18 protein-coding genes and 1 tRNA gene are annotated in these 15,536 nt (G+C 63.7%); 9 read left to right on the top strand and 10 right to left on the bottom strand.

Annotated features, from left to right (window positions below):
• The first annotated feature begins 195 nt into the window (after positions 1-195).
• Positions 196-480, top strand: coding sequence for a GIY-YIG nuclease family protein (locus OKW20_RS06440; RefSeq protein ID WP_043617178.1), 285 nt, complete (start codon positions 196-198; stop codon positions 478-480).
• A 114-nt stretch (positions 481-594) separates the two neighbouring features.
• Here OKW20_RS06440 and OKW20_RS06445 read toward each other — a convergent pair whose 3' ends face one another.
• Complete coding sequence (locus OKW20_RS06445; RefSeq protein WP_429170955.1) at positions 595-2,061, bottom strand: MFS transporter; 1,467 nt, start codon at positions 2,059-2,061, stop codon at positions 595-597.
• Positions 2,062-2,191: 130 nt separating this feature from the next.
• Here OKW20_RS06445 and OKW20_RS06450 point away from each other — a divergent pair, with 130 nt between their 5' ends.
• Complete coding sequence (locus OKW20_RS06450) at positions 2,192-2,812, top strand: TetR/AcrR family transcriptional regulator (protein WP_429170960.1); 621 nt, start codon at positions 2,192-2,194, stop codon at positions 2,810-2,812.
• 92 nt (positions 2,813-2,904) lie between these two features.
• Here OKW20_RS06450 and OKW20_RS06455 read toward each other — a convergent pair whose 3' ends face one another.
• From OKW20_RS06455 to OKW20_RS06470, 4 genes are read right to left on the bottom strand one after another with little or no spacing between them, the layout of a single operon-like run.
• A complete protein-coding gene (locus OKW20_RS06455) occupies positions 2,905-3,417 on the bottom strand; it encodes an N-acetyltransferase family protein (RefSeq protein ID WP_429170962.1) in 513 nt (170 codons plus the stop codon).
• A gap of 25 nt (positions 3,418-3,442) precedes the next feature.
• Positions 3,443-4,006, bottom strand: a complete 564-nt coding sequence (locus OKW20_RS06460) for a sugar O-acetyltransferase (protein WP_429170964.1) — start codon at positions 4,004-4,006, stop codon at positions 3,443-3,445.
• Positions 4,003-4,482 carry a GFA family protein gene (locus OKW20_RS06465; protein WP_429170965.1) on the bottom strand — a complete coding sequence of 160 codons (480 nt, stop codon included), beginning with the start codon at positions 4,480-4,482 and terminating at the stop codon, positions 4,003-4,005. The genes OKW20_RS06460 and OKW20_RS06465 overlap by 4 nt, the downstream gene beginning before the upstream one ends.
• Positions 4,479-5,234: a type 1 glutamine amidotransferase gene (locus tag OKW20_RS06470; RefSeq protein WP_429171165.1), complete on the bottom strand. Its 756-nt coding sequence runs from the start codon at positions 5,232-5,234 to the stop codon at positions 4,479-4,481. Before OKW20_RS06470 ends, OKW20_RS06465 begins: the two co-directional genes overlap by 4 nt.
• Positions 5,235-5,587: 353 nt before the next feature.
• On the opposite strand from OKW20_RS06470, the gene rnk reads away from it, so the two are divergent.
• Positions 5,588-5,992 carry a nucleoside diphosphate kinase regulator gene (rnk, locus tag OKW20_RS06475; RefSeq protein ID WP_043617194.1) on the top strand — a complete coding sequence of 135 codons (405 nt, stop codon included), beginning with the start codon at positions 5,588-5,590 and terminating at the stop codon, positions 5,990-5,992.
• A gap of 96 nt (positions 5,993-6,088) precedes the next feature.
• Here rnk and OKW20_RS06480 read toward each other — a convergent pair whose 3' ends face one another.
• Positions 6,089-6,544: a DoxX family protein gene (locus tag OKW20_RS06480; protein ID WP_429170967.1), complete on the bottom strand. Its 456-nt coding sequence runs from the start codon at positions 6,542-6,544 to the stop codon at positions 6,089-6,091.
• A gap of 215 nt (positions 6,545-6,759) precedes the next feature.
• Here OKW20_RS06480 and OKW20_RS06485 point away from each other — a divergent pair, with 215 nt between their 5' ends.
• Both OKW20_RS06485 and OKW20_RS06490 read left to right on the top strand, forming a co-directional pair.
• Positions 6,760-7,041, top strand: coding sequence for a SelT/SelW/SelH family protein (locus OKW20_RS06485; protein WP_029742402.1), 282 nt, complete (start codon positions 6,760-6,762; stop codon positions 7,039-7,041).
• Between the two features lie 83 nt (positions 7,042-7,124).
• Positions 7,125-7,469 carry a YqaA family protein gene (locus OKW20_RS06490; protein ID WP_429171167.1) on the top strand — a complete coding sequence of 115 codons (345 nt, stop codon included), beginning with the start codon at positions 7,125-7,127 and terminating at the stop codon, positions 7,467-7,469.
• Positions 7,470-7,483: 14 nt separating this feature from the next.
• On the opposite strand, the gene OKW20_RS06495 is transcribed toward OKW20_RS06490, so the two are convergent.
• A complete protein-coding gene (locus tag OKW20_RS06495) occupies positions 7,484-8,110 on the bottom strand; it encodes a ribonuclease D (protein WP_192448157.1) in 627 nt (208 codons plus the stop codon).
• Between the two features lie 107 nt (positions 8,111-8,217).
• Between OKW20_RS06495 and OKW20_RS06500 the strand changes: the two genes are divergently transcribed.
• The 3 genes from OKW20_RS06500 (at position 8,218) to OKW20_RS06510 (ending at position 11,902) form a co-directional block, all read left to right on the top strand.
• Positions 8,218-8,529: a hypothetical protein gene (locus OKW20_RS06500; protein WP_429170969.1), complete on the top strand. Its 312-nt coding sequence runs from the start codon at positions 8,218-8,220 to the stop codon at positions 8,527-8,529.
• 184 nt (positions 8,530-8,713) lie between these two features.
• Positions 8,714-9,742, top strand: a complete 1,029-nt coding sequence (locus OKW20_RS06505) for a hydroxyacid dehydrogenase (RefSeq protein ID WP_429170971.1) — start codon at positions 8,714-8,716, stop codon at positions 9,740-9,742.
• A 153-nt stretch (positions 9,743-9,895) separates the two neighbouring features.
• Positions 9,896-11,902, top strand: a complete 2,007-nt coding sequence (locus OKW20_RS06510; RefSeq protein ID WP_429170973.1) for an adenylate/guanylate cyclase domain-containing protein — start codon at positions 9,896-9,898, stop codon at positions 11,900-11,902.
• 3 nt (positions 11,903-11,905) lie between these two features.
• Here the strand turns inward: OKW20_RS06510 and OKW20_RS06515 are convergent, their stop codons facing one another.
• From OKW20_RS06515 to OKW20_RS06525, 3 genes are all read right to left on the bottom strand, one after another.
• On the bottom strand, positions 11,906-12,859 hold the full coding sequence (locus OKW20_RS06515) for an adenylate/guanylate cyclase domain-containing protein (protein WP_429170975.1): 954 nt from the start codon (positions 12,857-12,859) through the stop codon (positions 11,906-11,908).
• 280 nt (positions 12,860-13,139) lie between these two features.
• Positions 13,140-13,226 (bottom strand) — tRNA-Leu (locus tag OKW20_RS06520).
• Positions 13,227-13,303: 77 nt separating this feature from the next.
• Positions 13,304-14,731 carry a phosphomannomutase gene (locus tag OKW20_RS06525; protein ID WP_429171168.1) on the bottom strand — a complete coding sequence of 476 codons (1,428 nt, stop codon included), beginning with the start codon at positions 14,729-14,731 and terminating at the stop codon, positions 13,304-13,306.
• A gap of 225 nt (positions 14,732-14,956) precedes the next feature.
• On the opposite strand from OKW20_RS06525, the gene OKW20_RS06530 reads away from it, so the two are divergent.
• Entirely contained in the window at positions 14,957-15,481 is a 525-nt protein-coding gene (locus OKW20_RS06530) for a BA14K family protein (RefSeq protein WP_429170977.1), read from the top strand.
• The last annotated feature ends 55 nt before the right edge of the window (positions 15,482-15,536 follow it).

The following is a 15,536-nucleotide window of genomic DNA, read 5'->3' on the forward strand; positions in this document are numbered from 1 at the left end:
GGTCAAGCCCGAGGATGACGTAGGAGGAAAACGGCGCGCTTAAGAGATTAAGCCCCGCGCGGCGGAAACAGTCCGTCGACGGATGACGTGGGGGCTCGTCTTCGCGCCGGGGTCGCCCCTCTCCAGTCGAAACACCCCTACGGTCGTCATCCTCGGGCTTGACCCGAGGATCCATACAGGAGCAACCTGTGCGTGATCGCCGGATTTGTTTACATCGTTACGAACCACAAGCGCGGAACGCTTTACATCGGCGTCACCTCCAATCTCGAACGCCGTATCTTCGAGCACCGGGAGGGACTGACGCCGGGGTTTGCATCAAAATACGGCTGCGCCCAGCTCGTCTGGTACGAAGAACATCTTCAAATTGGCACCGCCATTCAGCGAGAGAAGTCTCTCAAACGCTGGTACCGCCAATGGAAAATCGAGCTTATCGAGAAGATGAACCCGGACTGGCGCGACCTCTACTTCGAACTTTGGTGAGAGCATGGGTGTGGATCCTCGGGTCAAGCCCGAGGATGACGGCGGAGAGGGAGAGGCGACACCCGGAGCTGCGGGACCGTTATCGCGTAAAGCTCTAGGCAATCGGCCCTGCACCTATTCCGACAGCTTCTTCGGCAGCCAGAGCCAGGCGATGATGCCCAATGCGAGCAGTGACAGTGCACCAACGCCGGCCGCGATGTGAAGGCCGGTGAGGAAGGCTTCCTTGGCCTGCAGCACCGTTTCTGGCGACAGACCCGGGTTATCGAGGGTTTCGTTGAGCGTGCCGGCCACGCCTGGGCCGAGCAGCCGGAAGCTGAGTGCCGCCAGCGAGCCTAAAAGCGTGATACCGAGCGCATTGCCGAGCTCGTTGCTGGTCTCGGCGATCGAACCCGCGGCACCGGCGCGTTCGGCGGGCACGGCCGACACGGCGATCTCGGCGACGAGGCTGAAGGAGAGGCCGTAGCCGATGCCCGCAACCACTGTCGAGGTGATGAGGGCTGCCACGCCCGCCTCCGTGCCCGTGAACAGCAGCAGAAAGAGACCGGCCGCGATCAGGAAATGCGTCGCGACAAGCGCCTTCTTACGCCCGACCACATCGACGATGCGCGCCGTCCCGACGCAGGTCGCCATCAGTACGACGGCGCCGGGCAAGGTCAAAAGTGCCGCGGTAAAAACATCAAAGCCCAGGACCGATTGCAGATAGATGCCCGAGAGGTATCCGACGGCGGACCAGACGATCAGCGGCAGGAGGCCGGTGAGAATGGCGATGGAAAAGATGCGGTCGCGAAACAGGCCGAGGTCGAGCAGCGGATAGGCGATCTGCGTCTGCCGGCGAAGGAACAGCGCGATGGCGAGGACGCCGACGATCCCCGAGAGCGTCTGCAGCGACGTGAAGCCGTAGGCGGCCGCGGTCTTCAGCGAATAGGTGGTGAGCAGGATTCCGGCAAAAGACAGGACGAGGCTTGGCAGGTCGATGCGGCCATAGGTCGTGGAGCGCACTTCGCGAAGCAGAATGGGTGCGGCGATGAGGAAGCCGAGCACGACGGGAACGTTGATCAGGAACACCACGCCCCACTCGAGTCGCTGCAACAAAATGCCGCCGATCACCGGACCGATAGCGAAGCCGGCTGCAAAGGTGGCGGCGAAGATACCGATCGCCTGCGCACGCAGTCGCGGATCCGGAAATAGCGCACTAACGATTGCCAGCCCCGAGGGCAGCAGTGTCGCGCCGCCGAGCCCCATCAGCGCCCGGGAAGCAATCAACGCCATGGGCGACTGCGCATAGGCCGCACCGAGCGATCCTGCACCGAAGATCACCGCACCGATCATGATCAGCTTCAACCGCCCGTAGCGATCGCCGATATTGCCGAAGGCAATCAGCAGCGAACCGACGACAAAACCGTAGATATCGAGGATCCAGAGCGCCTGGTCGGCGGTGGGCATGAGAGCCGAGGTCACGCGCGGCATGGCGAGATAAAGGATGGAGCCATCCATGGCGACGATGAGGACCAGCGGCAGCACGGCGATGAGGCCGAGCCATGCGCTTCGGCCTTGAGAGCGGGGGAACGAGACGTCAGTCATTGGGCACAATTCCTTTGCCAACGGCACGCGTGCGCATGCCGCTTCGGCCGCCGGCCGTCAGGTCGGCGGCTGGTTGCGATGGGAGGGGTTATCTTATATACTTAAGGTAAGTTACTTTTGGTATATAGCGATGTCAAGTGCAATGGAAACAAGCCCGACCGCTGCGAAGCGCGTTCGCCTGAGCCGCGAGCAGCGGCTGAACCAACTCATCGACGTGGCATGGAGCCTCGTTCGCGACGAAGGCACGGACGCGCTGACCCTGCCGCGCCTGGCCGAGGCGGCAGCGGTCGCAAAGCCGGTGGTCTACGATCATTTCGGTACCCGCAACGGCCTGCTCGCAGCGCTCTACCAGGATTTCGATGCGCGCCAGACGGTGGTGATGGATGCCGCTATTGCCGCGAGCGACCCGACACTTCAGGGAACCGCCAGGACCATTGCCGCGTCCTATGTCGAGTGCGTGCTGGCACAGGGCCGCGAGATCCCCGGCGTGCTGGCAGCGCTCGCCGGCTCGCCCGAGCTTGCGACCGTCAAACGCACCTATCAGCTGATTTACATCGAGAAGTGCCGGAAGGTGCTGAGCCCGTTCACGGGAGAGAAGCGCATCGCGGCGGCCGCGTTCTGGGCGATGCTCGGCGCCGCCGATGGCCTCTCCAACGCCGCAGCGACAGGAGACATCACGGCCGACGAGGCGCGGGACGAACTTTGTGAGACGATCCTGGCCATAGTGGAGCGAAGCGTCGGGCCGGCGTGACGTCGGTTCGTGATTGTTCGGGCCTGGATCCTCGGATCAAGTCCGAGGATGGAATTGGGAGAGTACCGAAAGGTCTGGCGGCAGCGTCCGCCTCACCCCTCTGAAAGCAGGAATCGTTTCGAGATACGGTCCACCGGCCTCCCGTCCGCAAGCGGCACGGCCTTGTCGACCTTGTAGTCGACGAAGCCCATCTTGCCGTAATAGGTAAGCCCGCCGGTATTGTCGGCGCGGATGGTGGCGTTGAGGGCGCTGAGGCCGATCGAACGGGCATGGTCGCAGGTCGCCTTGAAGAGCGCCGTACCGGCGCCGGGCACCTTGTTGCCGGGGCGCGAGAAAGTGCCGATATCGGCCCAGTCCTCTGGTATCCCGTCCCACTGGTCGAGCGCCTGGAAGGCGCAGGGCTCACCCGCCTCGTCCTCGGCGACGAAGCAGCTGACGAAGCCGGGACCGGCGAGATAATGCGCAACGAAGCTCTCAGGCGTAAATGGCGTCTGATGAGCGGTGGTGCCGCCGATCGCGATGATCTCGTTGAGAAAAGCGCACAACGCCAGTGCATCGTCCGGCCGCGCCGGGCGCACACGGATCGTCTTCATGTCATTCGCCATCAAAAATCATCCTTGTAAAATCGTCTTAAGTGGTCCGTCGGCGGAGCGGGCGCGCCGGGTTGCCGGCGACCACGGCGCCAGCCGCCACGTCCTTTGTCACCACCGAGCCCGCGCCAACGATCGCGCCCTCGCCGATCGTCACGCCGCCAAGAAGGATCGCCCCACCGCCGATCCAGACATCTGCGCCGATCGTCACCGGCTTGGCGACTTCGAGACCCTGGCCGCGAAGCACGGCATCCCTGTGGTGCTCGGCGCAATAGATCTGCACGTTCGGCCCCAGCATCGCCCCTGCGCCGATCGTGACGCGACCGCTGTCGAGGATGGTACAACCGGCATTGAGATAGACGCGGGCGCCAAGGTGGATGTTGATGCCGTAGGAGCAATGGAACGGCGCCTCTATGAAGACGTCATCGGCAACGGCACCGAACAGCGCCCGCAGCGCCGGCGCCATGGTTCCACGCTCGACGGGCGGCATGGTGTTGTGCCGATGGACAGCAACACGCGCCGTCATCCGCAGCGCGTCGAGTTCGTCGACGAGGCAGGAGTACCATTCTCCGGCTGCCATCTTGTCGCGTTCGCTGGCTGTCACGCTTTTGCTTTCGCTTCCGCGACCGCGCGCCGCGCCAGGCTTTCCGGCGGCCACATCGTCTTCATGTCGTAGTAGACCTCGAAGGCCGGCGCGCCGCCCTCGAGCGACAGCCACTGAACCTTGGAGCGGGTGAAGATATGCGCATCCGGCGGGAAGTCCGACGGGTGGTCGAGGCTTGCGATCCGGACGAACGAAAGCCAGCCGCGCCGGCCGTAGTCGCTCCAGAGCGCCGTCTGGCATTCGGCGCAACGGTAGACGTCATGCGGGCGACCGCTGTCCGTCGGAAGCGTCACGACGACCGGCTCGCCTCCGGTAAGTTCGATGTTGTCACGCTCGATCACGCCGTTGACGACGAAGGCGCTGCCGACCTGGCGCTGGCAATCGCTGCAATGGCAGCAATTGACGAACATCGGCGCTGCCTTCAACCGATAGCGGATCCTGCCGCAGAAGCAGCCGCCGTTTGGTGCATCGCTCATCCGCTAATCTCCTCCAACGCCGGCTCCTCATGCACCGCGCCGCCCTGCTGGCGGATGATCGTCGCGACCCAGGCGCGGGCAAGAGCCAGGCCCGCGGTATCCGCCTGCCGGCCGTGGCGCGCGGCGTGTTCATGGTAGCGCGCAAGCCAGGTGGGATCGAGCCGCTTGATCGTGTCCGGGAAGGCGCGGTTCCAGTCTTCGACGAGGTGCGTGTCCGCCTCGAAGTGGAATTGGGTGCCGTAGGCGGCGCGGCCGACGCGGAAGGCCTGGTGCCGGGTAACGGCGTTTTCGGCGAGATGGACCGCCCCTTCGGGCAGCGTGAAGGTGTCGCCGTGCCACTGGAAGATCGGGAAGCTGTCGCCGACGCTGGAAAGGACCGGGTCCTCGGCACCTTCGCCGCGCACCTGTACCTCGCACCAGCCGAACTCCTTGGCCTCGCCCAGCAGGTTCCGGCCCCCATAGGCGCGGGCGAGAAGCTGGCTGCCGAGGCAGATGCCGAGCACCGAACGGTCGCTGTCACCGAAGCGGCGCATCAGCGCGGCAAGATCAGGCAGATAGGGATAGGCGGCATCGTCGAGCGCGCTCTGCTCGCCGCCAAGCACCACCAGCGCGTCGTATCCCTCCGGTGTTTCGGGTACGGCCTCGCCGAGATAGGCGCGGCGGACCTCGATCTCGGCCTTTGCCTCGCGAAGCGCCGTGCCGACCTGGCCGAGCTCGGTCCTCGCCATGTTTTCAACCACCAGCACCCGCATCATCGCATTCCCTTCGCATCGACCATGGAGAATGACCACGAGCGCGGCCGCTGTTCAAGAGGTCACATGGCGATGCGATGATGCGGACGGGTTCATGCGGGCCTTGACTTCGTGAGCGAACTTTCCGACCCTTGGGGCATGATGATGCCGATGATTTCTTCTCATTGCTGCTTCCGGGTGTGCCCGATCGCAGGAACCTGACCCCAGCCCGGACGCTTGCGCTCTCCGGGTCAGGGGAGCCTTTCGCGTCGGCAGAAGAAATTTCCGAGCGCGGCTGAACGAGCGCCAATCTCCAGAAAACCTATTCGATTGCGCCCTGTCGTGCGCTTCGATTGAACGTGTCAGGTCCCATCATGGCGGCAACCCGCAAGAAACTTCCCCCGATCATCATCAATGCCGAAGACCACAAGCGGCTGACGGCGCTCGCCTCCTCCGCGCTCGAACGCGTGCCTGATGTGGCCGAGGCGCTGCTCTCCGAACTCGATCGCGCCCGCGTCGGCGCGCCCGGCGCGCTGCCCGCCGATAGCGTGCAGATGGGCTCCACCGTCGCCTTCGAGGCCGACAACGGCTTTGCCAAGCAGGTGACGCTCGTCTATCCCGGCGAGGCCGATATCGAGGCCGGCCGCATCTCCGTGCTGACGCCTGTCGGCGCCGCGCTGATCGGGCTCTCCGTCGGCCAGTCGATCGACTGGCAGGACCGGTCGGGCAAGGTACACCGGATGACCATTCGCAGCGTCACGGCCAAGGAAAGCGCCTGAGCGATCAGCGACGGCAGAAACCTCGCCGGCAGCCAGACGAAAACGGGGAGGCCGGTTTTCACCGCCTCCCCGTTTGTCCGACCGTCGTTCGTTCGATCAGAACTGTTTGCCGAGCTTGGCGTCGACAGACTGGCTGTTGGCGCCGCGGATGGCGAAGAAGAACAGGATCGCTGCCCAGAGGATTGACTTCTCCGCGCCGAAGAGGCCCTCACCCTGGACGATGCCGTGGAAGTAGACGGTGACGAGCAGAACGATCATGCCGGCAAAGGCGGCCGGGCGCGTCAGCAGACCGATCGCGATCAATATGCCGCCGAAGAATTCGGTCGCGGCGAGCAGCGGCGACCAGAAGACGCCCGGATAAAACCCGAGGCCCTCGACCATGCCGATCGCGCCGAAGGGATTGGTGATCTTGCCAAAACCGTGAACCGCGAGCAGAACGCCGGCGAGCACACGCAACAGCGTTTCGGCGGATGTATTGAGCGGCAGATAGATCTTTTCCAGCGCCGGCAGGATGGCGCGCGGGCGGGAACTGGAAACGGTGACGTCGGTCATTAAGAGGCCTCTCCGGCGGTTGGGTGCGACAATTTGTGCAATGCCGCATTGTCTCGCCGCGACGCCCGCGCAAAGCAAGCTATCCGCCGATAAAAACATGACTAAATTGGTTGACAATCATGTGAGCGCAGCGTGAGCACGAGCTCCCGGAACGCAGTTGTTTCCAACTGAGGCGACCGCTATGGTCGCCGCCCGAAGCACATCCGAGACACCCGATGGACCAGAAGCCGCGCATCACCATCCTCTACTGCACCCAGTGCAACTGGCTGCTGCGCGCCGGCTGGATGGCGCAGGAACTGCTGCAGACATTCGGGCAGTCGCTCGGCGAAGTGGCGCTCATTCCCGGCACCGGCGGCAATTTCGAGATCCGTGTCGATGACGCGCTCATCTGGGAGCGTAAGCGGGACGGCGGTTTCCCGGGGCCGAAGGAACTGAAGCAGCGCATCCGCGACATCATCGAGCCGGAGCGCGATCTCGGCCATACGGACAGGAGCTGATCCTGGATTTCGGAATTCTTGCCGGGGTTTTTTCCGCAGCCTTCCTTTCGGCGACGTTGCTCTTCGGGATGTCGGAAGCTGCGATCGTGGCCGCCGCCTTGCATGGCGAAACGAGCCGCCCTGCCCTCTTCATCGCCGCGACATCAGGCAACGTGCTCGGCGCCGTCGTCAATTTTGCGCTCGGACGCTTTCTGATCCGCTTCGAGGGGCGCCGGTGGTTTCCGGTTTCGCCAGCCAATCGGCAAAAGGCAGAGGCGCTCTTTGCCCGCTACGGCCAACCGGTGCTGCTTCTTTCCTGGCTGCCGGTCATCGGCGACCCGCTAACGCTGGTCGCCGGATTGCTGCGCATGAAGCTGCCGCTGTTCCTGTTGTTCGTTGCCATCGGCAAGGCGGCGCGTTATGCGGTTGTCCTCTACCTGACACCGTAGCCGCCCAACGCAGCTCAGCTGTGGGCGAAGATATCCGTCTCGTCCCAGCCGAGCAGGTCGAGCTTGGAGCGCGTCGGCAGGAACGCGAAGCAGGCATCGGCATGCTCCATGCGACCATCGCGGATGAGGCGCGCCGTCAGCTTGTCGCGCAGCGCGTGCAGGTGCAGCACGTCGGAGGCGGCATATTCGAGCTGTGCCTGAGACAGGGTTTCTGCTGCCCAGTCGGACGATTGCTGCTGCTTGGAAATGTCGACGTCGAGCATTTCCTTGAGGTTGTCCTTGAGGCCGTGGCGATCTGTGTAGGTGCGGGCCAGCCGCGAGGCGATCTTGGTGCAGAAGACCGGCGTCGTCGTCACCCCGAAGGTATGGAAGAGGACGGCAATGTCGAAGCGGCCGAAATGGAAGATCTTCTGGCGGGCCGGATCGGCAAGCATGGCGACGAGGTTCGGCGCCTCCTTCTGGCCGGAGGCGATGCGGATCACGTCAGCCGTTCCGTCGCCTGATGACAGCTGCACCACACAAAGACGATCACGACGGGGGATGAGGCCGAGCGTTTCCGTGTCGATCGCGATCGCGCCTCGATAGCGGTCGGCGTCGGCTGCGGAGATATCGCCTTCATGGAACCGTATTGCATTCGCCATCGAAAATCCCCAGATCAAACGCAGTGACGTGGCCTATAGCGCAAGTTTGGCGTCGGCGATACCGTTGTCACGTTCCGCCCGCCGGCTGCCCTTTGAAAGTCCTGACGATGACGTCTTTTCAACCCGCCCTCGCTCTTTCCACGCTCGCGCTGGCGATCGGGCTGGCGGCCGTTCCGGCACCGGCACAGACCTATCGGGACCTTCCGGGCGTGCGACAGATGGACCCGTTGAACGGCGGTGGCGACCAAACCGTCTGCGAGCAGACCTTTGTCGACCGCAACTATCCGTTCGAATCGTCAGCCCGCGGCGGCCCCGTCTACGACACGATCTACAATTGCCGCCGCGGTGACGGGCCGGTGTTCCAGGGCAGCGACCTGCCGCCGTCGCTCTATCGGCAGAAGCGTGGCCTCGGCTACTAAGCAAAAACTGGGCAAGCCCGCTCGTCCGTTTGGCAAGCGGCGCATCGGTTCGTAACTTCACGACCAGCGCCTGGGGCATCCTCCATCTGCAGCGCCGCGCAAAGGTCACGGTAGCGCTTTGAAGTGCTGCATGTTTTTATCCTTCGATCGACATGATCAAAGGAAACAGGCAGTGGGAGGAACCATGCCCGACAACCGGCCGCTTGCCATCAGTGCACCCGCACCGCGCACGCTCGATCTCATCTTCACACCGGATGCCCTCAAGGACCTACATCGCCGCTACCGCATTGTCGAAGCGGACCCGGAGGATATCGCAAGCCTTGGCGACGACGTGCTCGGCAACGCCCGCTACATCATCGGCCAGCCGCCGCTCGACCACGCCACCCTGCAGCGCATGGGCCAGCTGAAGGCGATCCTCAACGTAGAGAGCAACCTGATCAACAACATGCCCTATGAGGTGCTGTTCGAACGCGGCATCCATGTGGTGACCACCGGGCAGGTCTTTGCCGAGCCGGTGGCGGAACTCGGCCTCGCCATGGCGCTCAACATCGCCCGCGGCGTCGTCGACGCCGACCTTGCTTTCCGCGAGGGGCGCGAACTTTGGGGCGGCGACGGCAACCGCTCGGCACGCCTTCTCTCCGGCGCCGAGATCGGCATCATCGGCTTCGGCGATCTCGGCAAGGCCTTGAACCGTGTACTCTCCGGTTTCCGGGCGAAGATCCGCGTCTTCGACCCCTGGATGCCGGCTTCGATCCTGCGGGACAACGGCGTCGAACCGGCATCGCTCGACACCGTTCTAGCCGAGAGCGACTTCGTCTTCGTCGTCGCTTCCGTGACCAGCGAGAATGAAGGCTTCCTTGGCGAGAAGGCGTTTGCTCGCATGCGTCCGGGTGCTGCCTTCATTCTGCTCAGCCGTGCCGGCGTCGTCGATTTCGATGCGCTGATCGCAGCCGTCGCGCGCGGCCATATCGTGGCGGCGAGCGACGTCTTTCCGGAGGAGCCCCTGCCGCTCGACCATCCCGTTCGCCGCCTGCCGGGCTTCCTGCGTTCGGCCCATCGCGCCGGCGCGCTCGACAGCGCCTTCAAGAAGATGGGCGACATGGTGCTCGAAGACATGGACCTGATGGATCGCGGTCTGCCGCCGATGCGCTGCAAGCGCGCCGAACGCGAAACCGTCGCGCGTATGCGCTCGAAGCCCGTAACGGTGAACTGAGGCATCGATTTTTCGCTGCTGATCTCGGTGGGATCGTGCATCCCGCCGGTTAACGTGTTTTATGGGATTCGCATTTAACTTTTCTTGCACATGCGACCGACCTTGCACGTTAAGGTCGTCGCCGAGGCATCGTTACGGATTCAGAGAAACGCGATGGTAGATACGGCGCCCGGCGCTCGACAAGGCAAGACACGCGACGGCTGGAACAGCTCGCTGCGATCGCTGTTCAGCCTCGTCATGGTCGCCATGCTGATCGTCGTTTCCGCGACGCTTGTCGGGCTCGACTACCATCGCTCGCGCAACGCCGCGATCGCCGACGCCGAAGCCAACATGCGCGGCTTCATGAGCCGGCTGGTCGATCGGCTGGGTGTGCTGTCGGGCGATACCTCAGCCCTTGTCAGCCTCGTCTCCTCGGTCGCAAACTCGTTCCTGGTGCCGCCGCCCGAACGCATGGCCGACAAGGTGGCGGTCTTGCGCGAAGGCATCAGCCGGTCGCCGCATCTCGATGGGGTCTATGTCGGCTATCCCAACGGCGCCTTCTTCCACATGGTGGACCTCAAGCAGGTTGCATGGCGCATGGCACTCGAGGCGCCGCGGGGTGCCGCCATCGCGGTGCGCTCGATCGAAGTCGATGAAAGCGGCAAGCCGCTGCAGCGCGTCCTCTTCCTCGACAAGGACGGCATGCAATTCTCCGACCGGATCGTGCCTCCTTCGGGCTTCGACCCGCGCACCCGGCCCTGGTATCGCGCCGCCGTCAACGGCAAGGCCGCGGTCTCGACCGGCCCTTACGAAAGTGCCACGACCGAAACGCTGGGCATGACGATCTCCCAGGCGCATCGCGGCAATCCGCAGATCGTCATCGGCGCCGATGTCGTGCTCGATACGATTACCGATTTCCTCGCCCGCGAGCGGCTGACGACCGGTTCGGTCTCCTTCATCCTCGATGCCGTCGGCCGGCCGATCATCCACTCCGACAGGGTGATGATGCGGCGTATCATGGCGGCCAAGGACAAGGACGCTCCGATCGTGCAGGCCGACAGCGATCCGCTGATCCAGAGCATCCGTCAGCATCCGCCAGCGCCCGGGAAGGCCGACTTCGTCCAGGTCGGGGACCGCACCTATCTCGTCATGGTAACGCCGCTCGAATCCGCGCTGCTTCTCTCCGGCAACCGCGCCGTGGTGGCCGCACCGCTCGACGAATTGATGGCGGACGCCAACAAGACGCTCGTTCAGGGGCTGGCGATTTCCGGCGCCGTGGTAGCCTTGGCGGTACTCGCCTCGCTGGTGCTGGCGCATCTGATCACCAAGGGGCTCAACCAGCTGACCGCCAGCGCCAACCGGCTGCAGGACCTCGACTTCACCACCCCGATCGACGTTTCCTCGCATGTCAGCGAAATCTCGACCCTCGGCGGCGCCATGAATCGGGCCCGCGATGCAATCTTCACCTTTGCGCTCTATGTGCCGAAGGAACTGGTGCGCAAGGGCATCGAATCCGGACACTTCAGCGGCCGCGCCGCCTGGCGCCAGGAAGTCACCGCGCTCTTCACCGACATCTACGATTTCACCACGCTCAGCGAACGGCATTCGCCCGAGGAGGTGGTGGCGATGCTGTCGGAATATTTCGACATCTTCAGCGAGACGGTCGGCGAGCACGACGGCACGATCATCCAGTTCCTCGGCGATTCGGTCTTTGCCATGTGGAACGCGCCTGCACCGGACGACAAACACGCCGAGAATGCCTGTCGGTGCGCGCTCGCGGTCCAGCAGCGCCTCAGCGTCTTCAACGAAGCACAGCGCAAGAAGGGACTGCCGGAGTTCCGCACACGCTTCGGCATCCACACCGGCACCGCCGTCGTCGGCAATGTCGGCGCCAAGGAGCGGCTGCAATATACCGCCATGGGCGACACGGTGAACGTCGCCTCGCGCCTCGAGGGCATGAACAAGAACTACGGCACGACGATCATGGCGAGCGGCGCGGTCGTCGCCCATACGGGTGGCGCGATCCACTTCCGGCCGCTTGGCACAGCACAAGCCAAGGGCCGCGCTTCGGCCCTGGAGATCTACGAAGTGCTGGGCGCCGAACCGAAAGAGCCGGAAGCCCTCGATGACGAGTCGACGACGCGCGACAGCTCGCCGGCCGGTTCGGAAAGCCGCGGATAGGCGTCAGGAGCCGAGCCTGCGGCCTTGCCGCGTAACCCAGCGGATGCCGCCAACCACGGCGAAGGCGAGCAGCGGCCAGACGGCCCAGAAGACGCCGCGCCAGGTCAAGAGATTGATACTGAGTAACACCAATCCCGAGAGCACCAGCGTGCCGATGCTGCGATCCACCCACGGGTTGGCCTTGATCCAGGCAAGGCCGGCCAGGATGGCAAGGCCAAGCAGCGGCCAGACGGACCAGAAGGTTCCGTTCCAGGTTAAAAGGTTGAGAGCGACCAATCCCGCAGCGACGATGCAGAGGACCGGGAGCGATCCGCTCCTGATCGCCGCAATCACGCCCACAGGTTTCGGCTCGGGGCGCGGTTGGGCTGCTTCCGGAGCGGCGGCTTCAACGCGACGGCCGAAGGTTTCGGCGGCAAAAGCCGGACGGGGATCGTCCGTGCCGATGCGCACGGCATAGCTCGGCACACCGCCATCGATGTTCTTGACCTCAAGAGGTCCCAGAAAATCGAAACCGACGGCGACCTTGTTGCGCACCTGGTCGTATACGGTGTTGGAGATGACGATGCCGCCAGCCGGCGCGGACGCCTGCAGCCTGGCTGCCACGTTGACACCATCGCCATAGAGATCGTCGCCCTCGGCGATCACGTCGCCGAGATTGATGCCGATGCGAAACAGCATCTGCTCGTCGGCCGCGCATTTCTCGTTGCAGCCCGCAAGTTCGTTCTGCACGTCGATCGCGGTGCGCAGCGCTTCCACGACGCTTGGAAACTCGGCGATCAGCCCATCGCCCCAGGTGTTGACGACACGGCCCTCATGCGCCTCGATCAGCCGTCCCATGGCATCGCGGTGGCGCTTCAACGTGGCGAGCGTGCCTTCCTCGTCGGCGCGCATCAGCCGCGTGTAGTCCTGGACGTCCGCGGAGAATATGGTCGTCAGCTTGCGACGTGTCTCAGACATCGCTTCGTCCTCCTCAAAGCCGCCGCCCCGGCGGACGATAACATGGGCGCCGCCCTTACGCGGAAAGCCTGCCCTTTCATTGCCGATAGAATATCAATGCTGCCGACCCAAGCTTCAAGGCGCACCGCGCGAAAATATCCCGAGCATGCAACCATTCTGGTCGAAAAGTGCGGACTGGAAGGCAGGAAATCGTCGCGGAATCCGGCCAGAGGCCAGAAACGAAAAAACCCCGGCGAACCGGGGTTTTTCAAAACCAAATCAAAGATTTGGCTTGGGAATTTGGTGCCCAGAAGAGGACTCGAACCTCCACACCCTTTCGAGTACCAGCACCTGAAGCTGGCGCGTCTACCAATTCCGCCATCTGGGCGACGAGCGGGTGTGTAAAAGGCTCGAGTCGAAGTGTCAACAGGCTTTTTGAAGTTTTCGTGTCAGAGGACAAAAAACTCAGTTCGAGGCGGTTTTTGCCCAATGCCGGATTGTGGAAAGACCGCTCGACAGCAACCGCTCCGCCGCCTCGACCGTATCCGCCTCGACATAGCAGCGCATCTCAGGCGCGTTTCCGGAGGGGCGGAAGTGAATGATCCGACCGTCGACGAGCGTCACCCGCAGCCCGTCGATATCGCTGACGCCGGCAGGCTGGCCGATCGGCGCCAGAAACGCCGAGAGGTTTTCGTCACCGCCGCGCAGATAGGCCATCAGCCGGGCGCTGGTTTCGACCGGAAAGTTTTCAAGCCGGTCGCTGAGCGCCACGGGAAGGCGATAGGATGCGGCCATCGCCGACAGCGGGAGCTTGGCCTCTGCCGCCGCGGCCAGTGCAGCGACGATCGGCAGGACACAGTCGCGGGTGGGTAGCGGCTGGAGGGTTGCGCCGTTGACGAGGAAGGAGCTGGCCGTCAGCGTGCCGCCATTGGCCTCGAAGCCGGCGACCTTGGTCGAACCTTCGTCCAGCGCCTGCTGCATCCCGGCGATCACGAAGGGCGACCCGACGCGGGTGCGCAGCACGGAGAGCCCTTCCCTGCGCTCCAGGCCCGAATTCGACGTGACCGGCGTAACCGCAAGCGTCGCACCGAGGAAGCCGCAGGCAATCAGCCCGAGAAGATCACCGCGCAACGGTGCACCGTTCTCGTCTGCGACCAGCGGCCGGTCGCCGTCACCGTCCGCCGATACGATCGCATCGAGCCGGTGTTCGCGGGCCCATTCCTGAAGCCGTTCGATCGTTTCGGTCGACACCGCTTCGGTGTCGACCGGGATAAAGTGTTCCGAGCGTCCAAGGGCGACGACCTCGGCGCCAAAGAAGGCGATCAGCTCGGCGAGAAGGTCCCGGGCGACGGTGCTGTGCTGGTAGACGCCGACCTTGAGGCCGACGAGCGCTCCGGCGGGCAACAACTGCCGGTTCCGCTCCATGAAAAGCGTGGCTGCGCGGGACTCATGATCCTCACAGATCCCCTGATCCGCGACGGGTGCGACCTGCCCGGCGATTTCATCGGCAATCCGGCTGATGGCGACTTCATCTTCCTTGTCGATCTCGCCATCCGGCCGGTAAAACTTGATGCCGTTGCGATCAGCCGGGATATGGGAGCCGGTAATCATCAGGCCAGCGGCTCCGCATTCGCGGCCATAGAGCGCAAGCGCCGGTGTCGGCACCGTGCCGCAATCAAAGACGCGCAGCCCTTCGCGCGCAAGCGCCGAGGCGCAGACCGCGGCGATCTCCGGGCTCGAATCGCGAAAATCTCGGGCGATCACGATGGGATCACCCGGTTTGCTGCGTCCGGACGTCAGAAGATAGCGCGCAAACGCGGTCGCGTAGCGGGCGGAAGGCTCGCCCTTCAGTTCCTCTGAAAGGCCACGCAGGCCGCTGGTACCAAACTTCAACTGCATCGCATTCTCCGTTGCCCAGCTCCCGAGAAGACAGGGCAAAATATTACAGTGACGCGCGGCACGGACCGGCGCATTCTGGACCAGACGATGCACGGACGGAAATCCGGTGGCTCTCCGCTACGCGCTCCTTGCCCGTTGCCATGAATAAACCAAGAAAAGAAAACGTAATACAGACAGGGACACAACCGGAAGGCAGTGCTTTCCGAAAGCGAGGACAAAATGACGGGATTTCGCAATTTCGTTATCGGCTGCAGCTTGGCCGCCGCCTCCCTGATCACCCCCGTCGGACCTGTGCAGGCGATGCCGCTTCAGGCGCCCGACCTTCAGATCAAGGCACAAGGCGACGTCCAGAATGTGCAGTATTATCACCGCCGTTACGGCGGGTATGGCGGATACGGCTGGCGCGGCGGTTGGGGAGGCCCCTACTACAGACGCGGATGGGGTAGCCCTTATTATGGCGGCTCCGGCCTGACCTTGTATTTCGGCTCCGGCGGCTACTACGGTGGCGGTTACTATGGCGGAGGTTACTACCCCCGCTACGGCTACTATCCCCGTTACGGCTACTATCGCGACTATCCCCGCCGTTACTACGGCGGCAACTCCTACTATCGCGATCGCTATGTCGGTGGCGGCAATGCCCATGTCAGCTGGTGCCTGTCGCGCTACCGTTCCTACAATCCGGCAACCAACCGGTTCTTGAGCTACGGCGGCGCCTATAAGGTCTGCTATTCGCCCTACCGCTAGAGTGCGGTGCGTCCGCATGAACGCACAAGAAACGCTCTAGCGCCCTGATTGGGGG

Source organism: Ensifer sp. LBL (assembly GCF_050435225.1).
In the GTDB taxonomy this organism is placed as follows: domain Bacteria; phylum Pseudomonadota; class Alphaproteobacteria; order Rhizobiales; family Rhizobiaceae; genus Ensifer.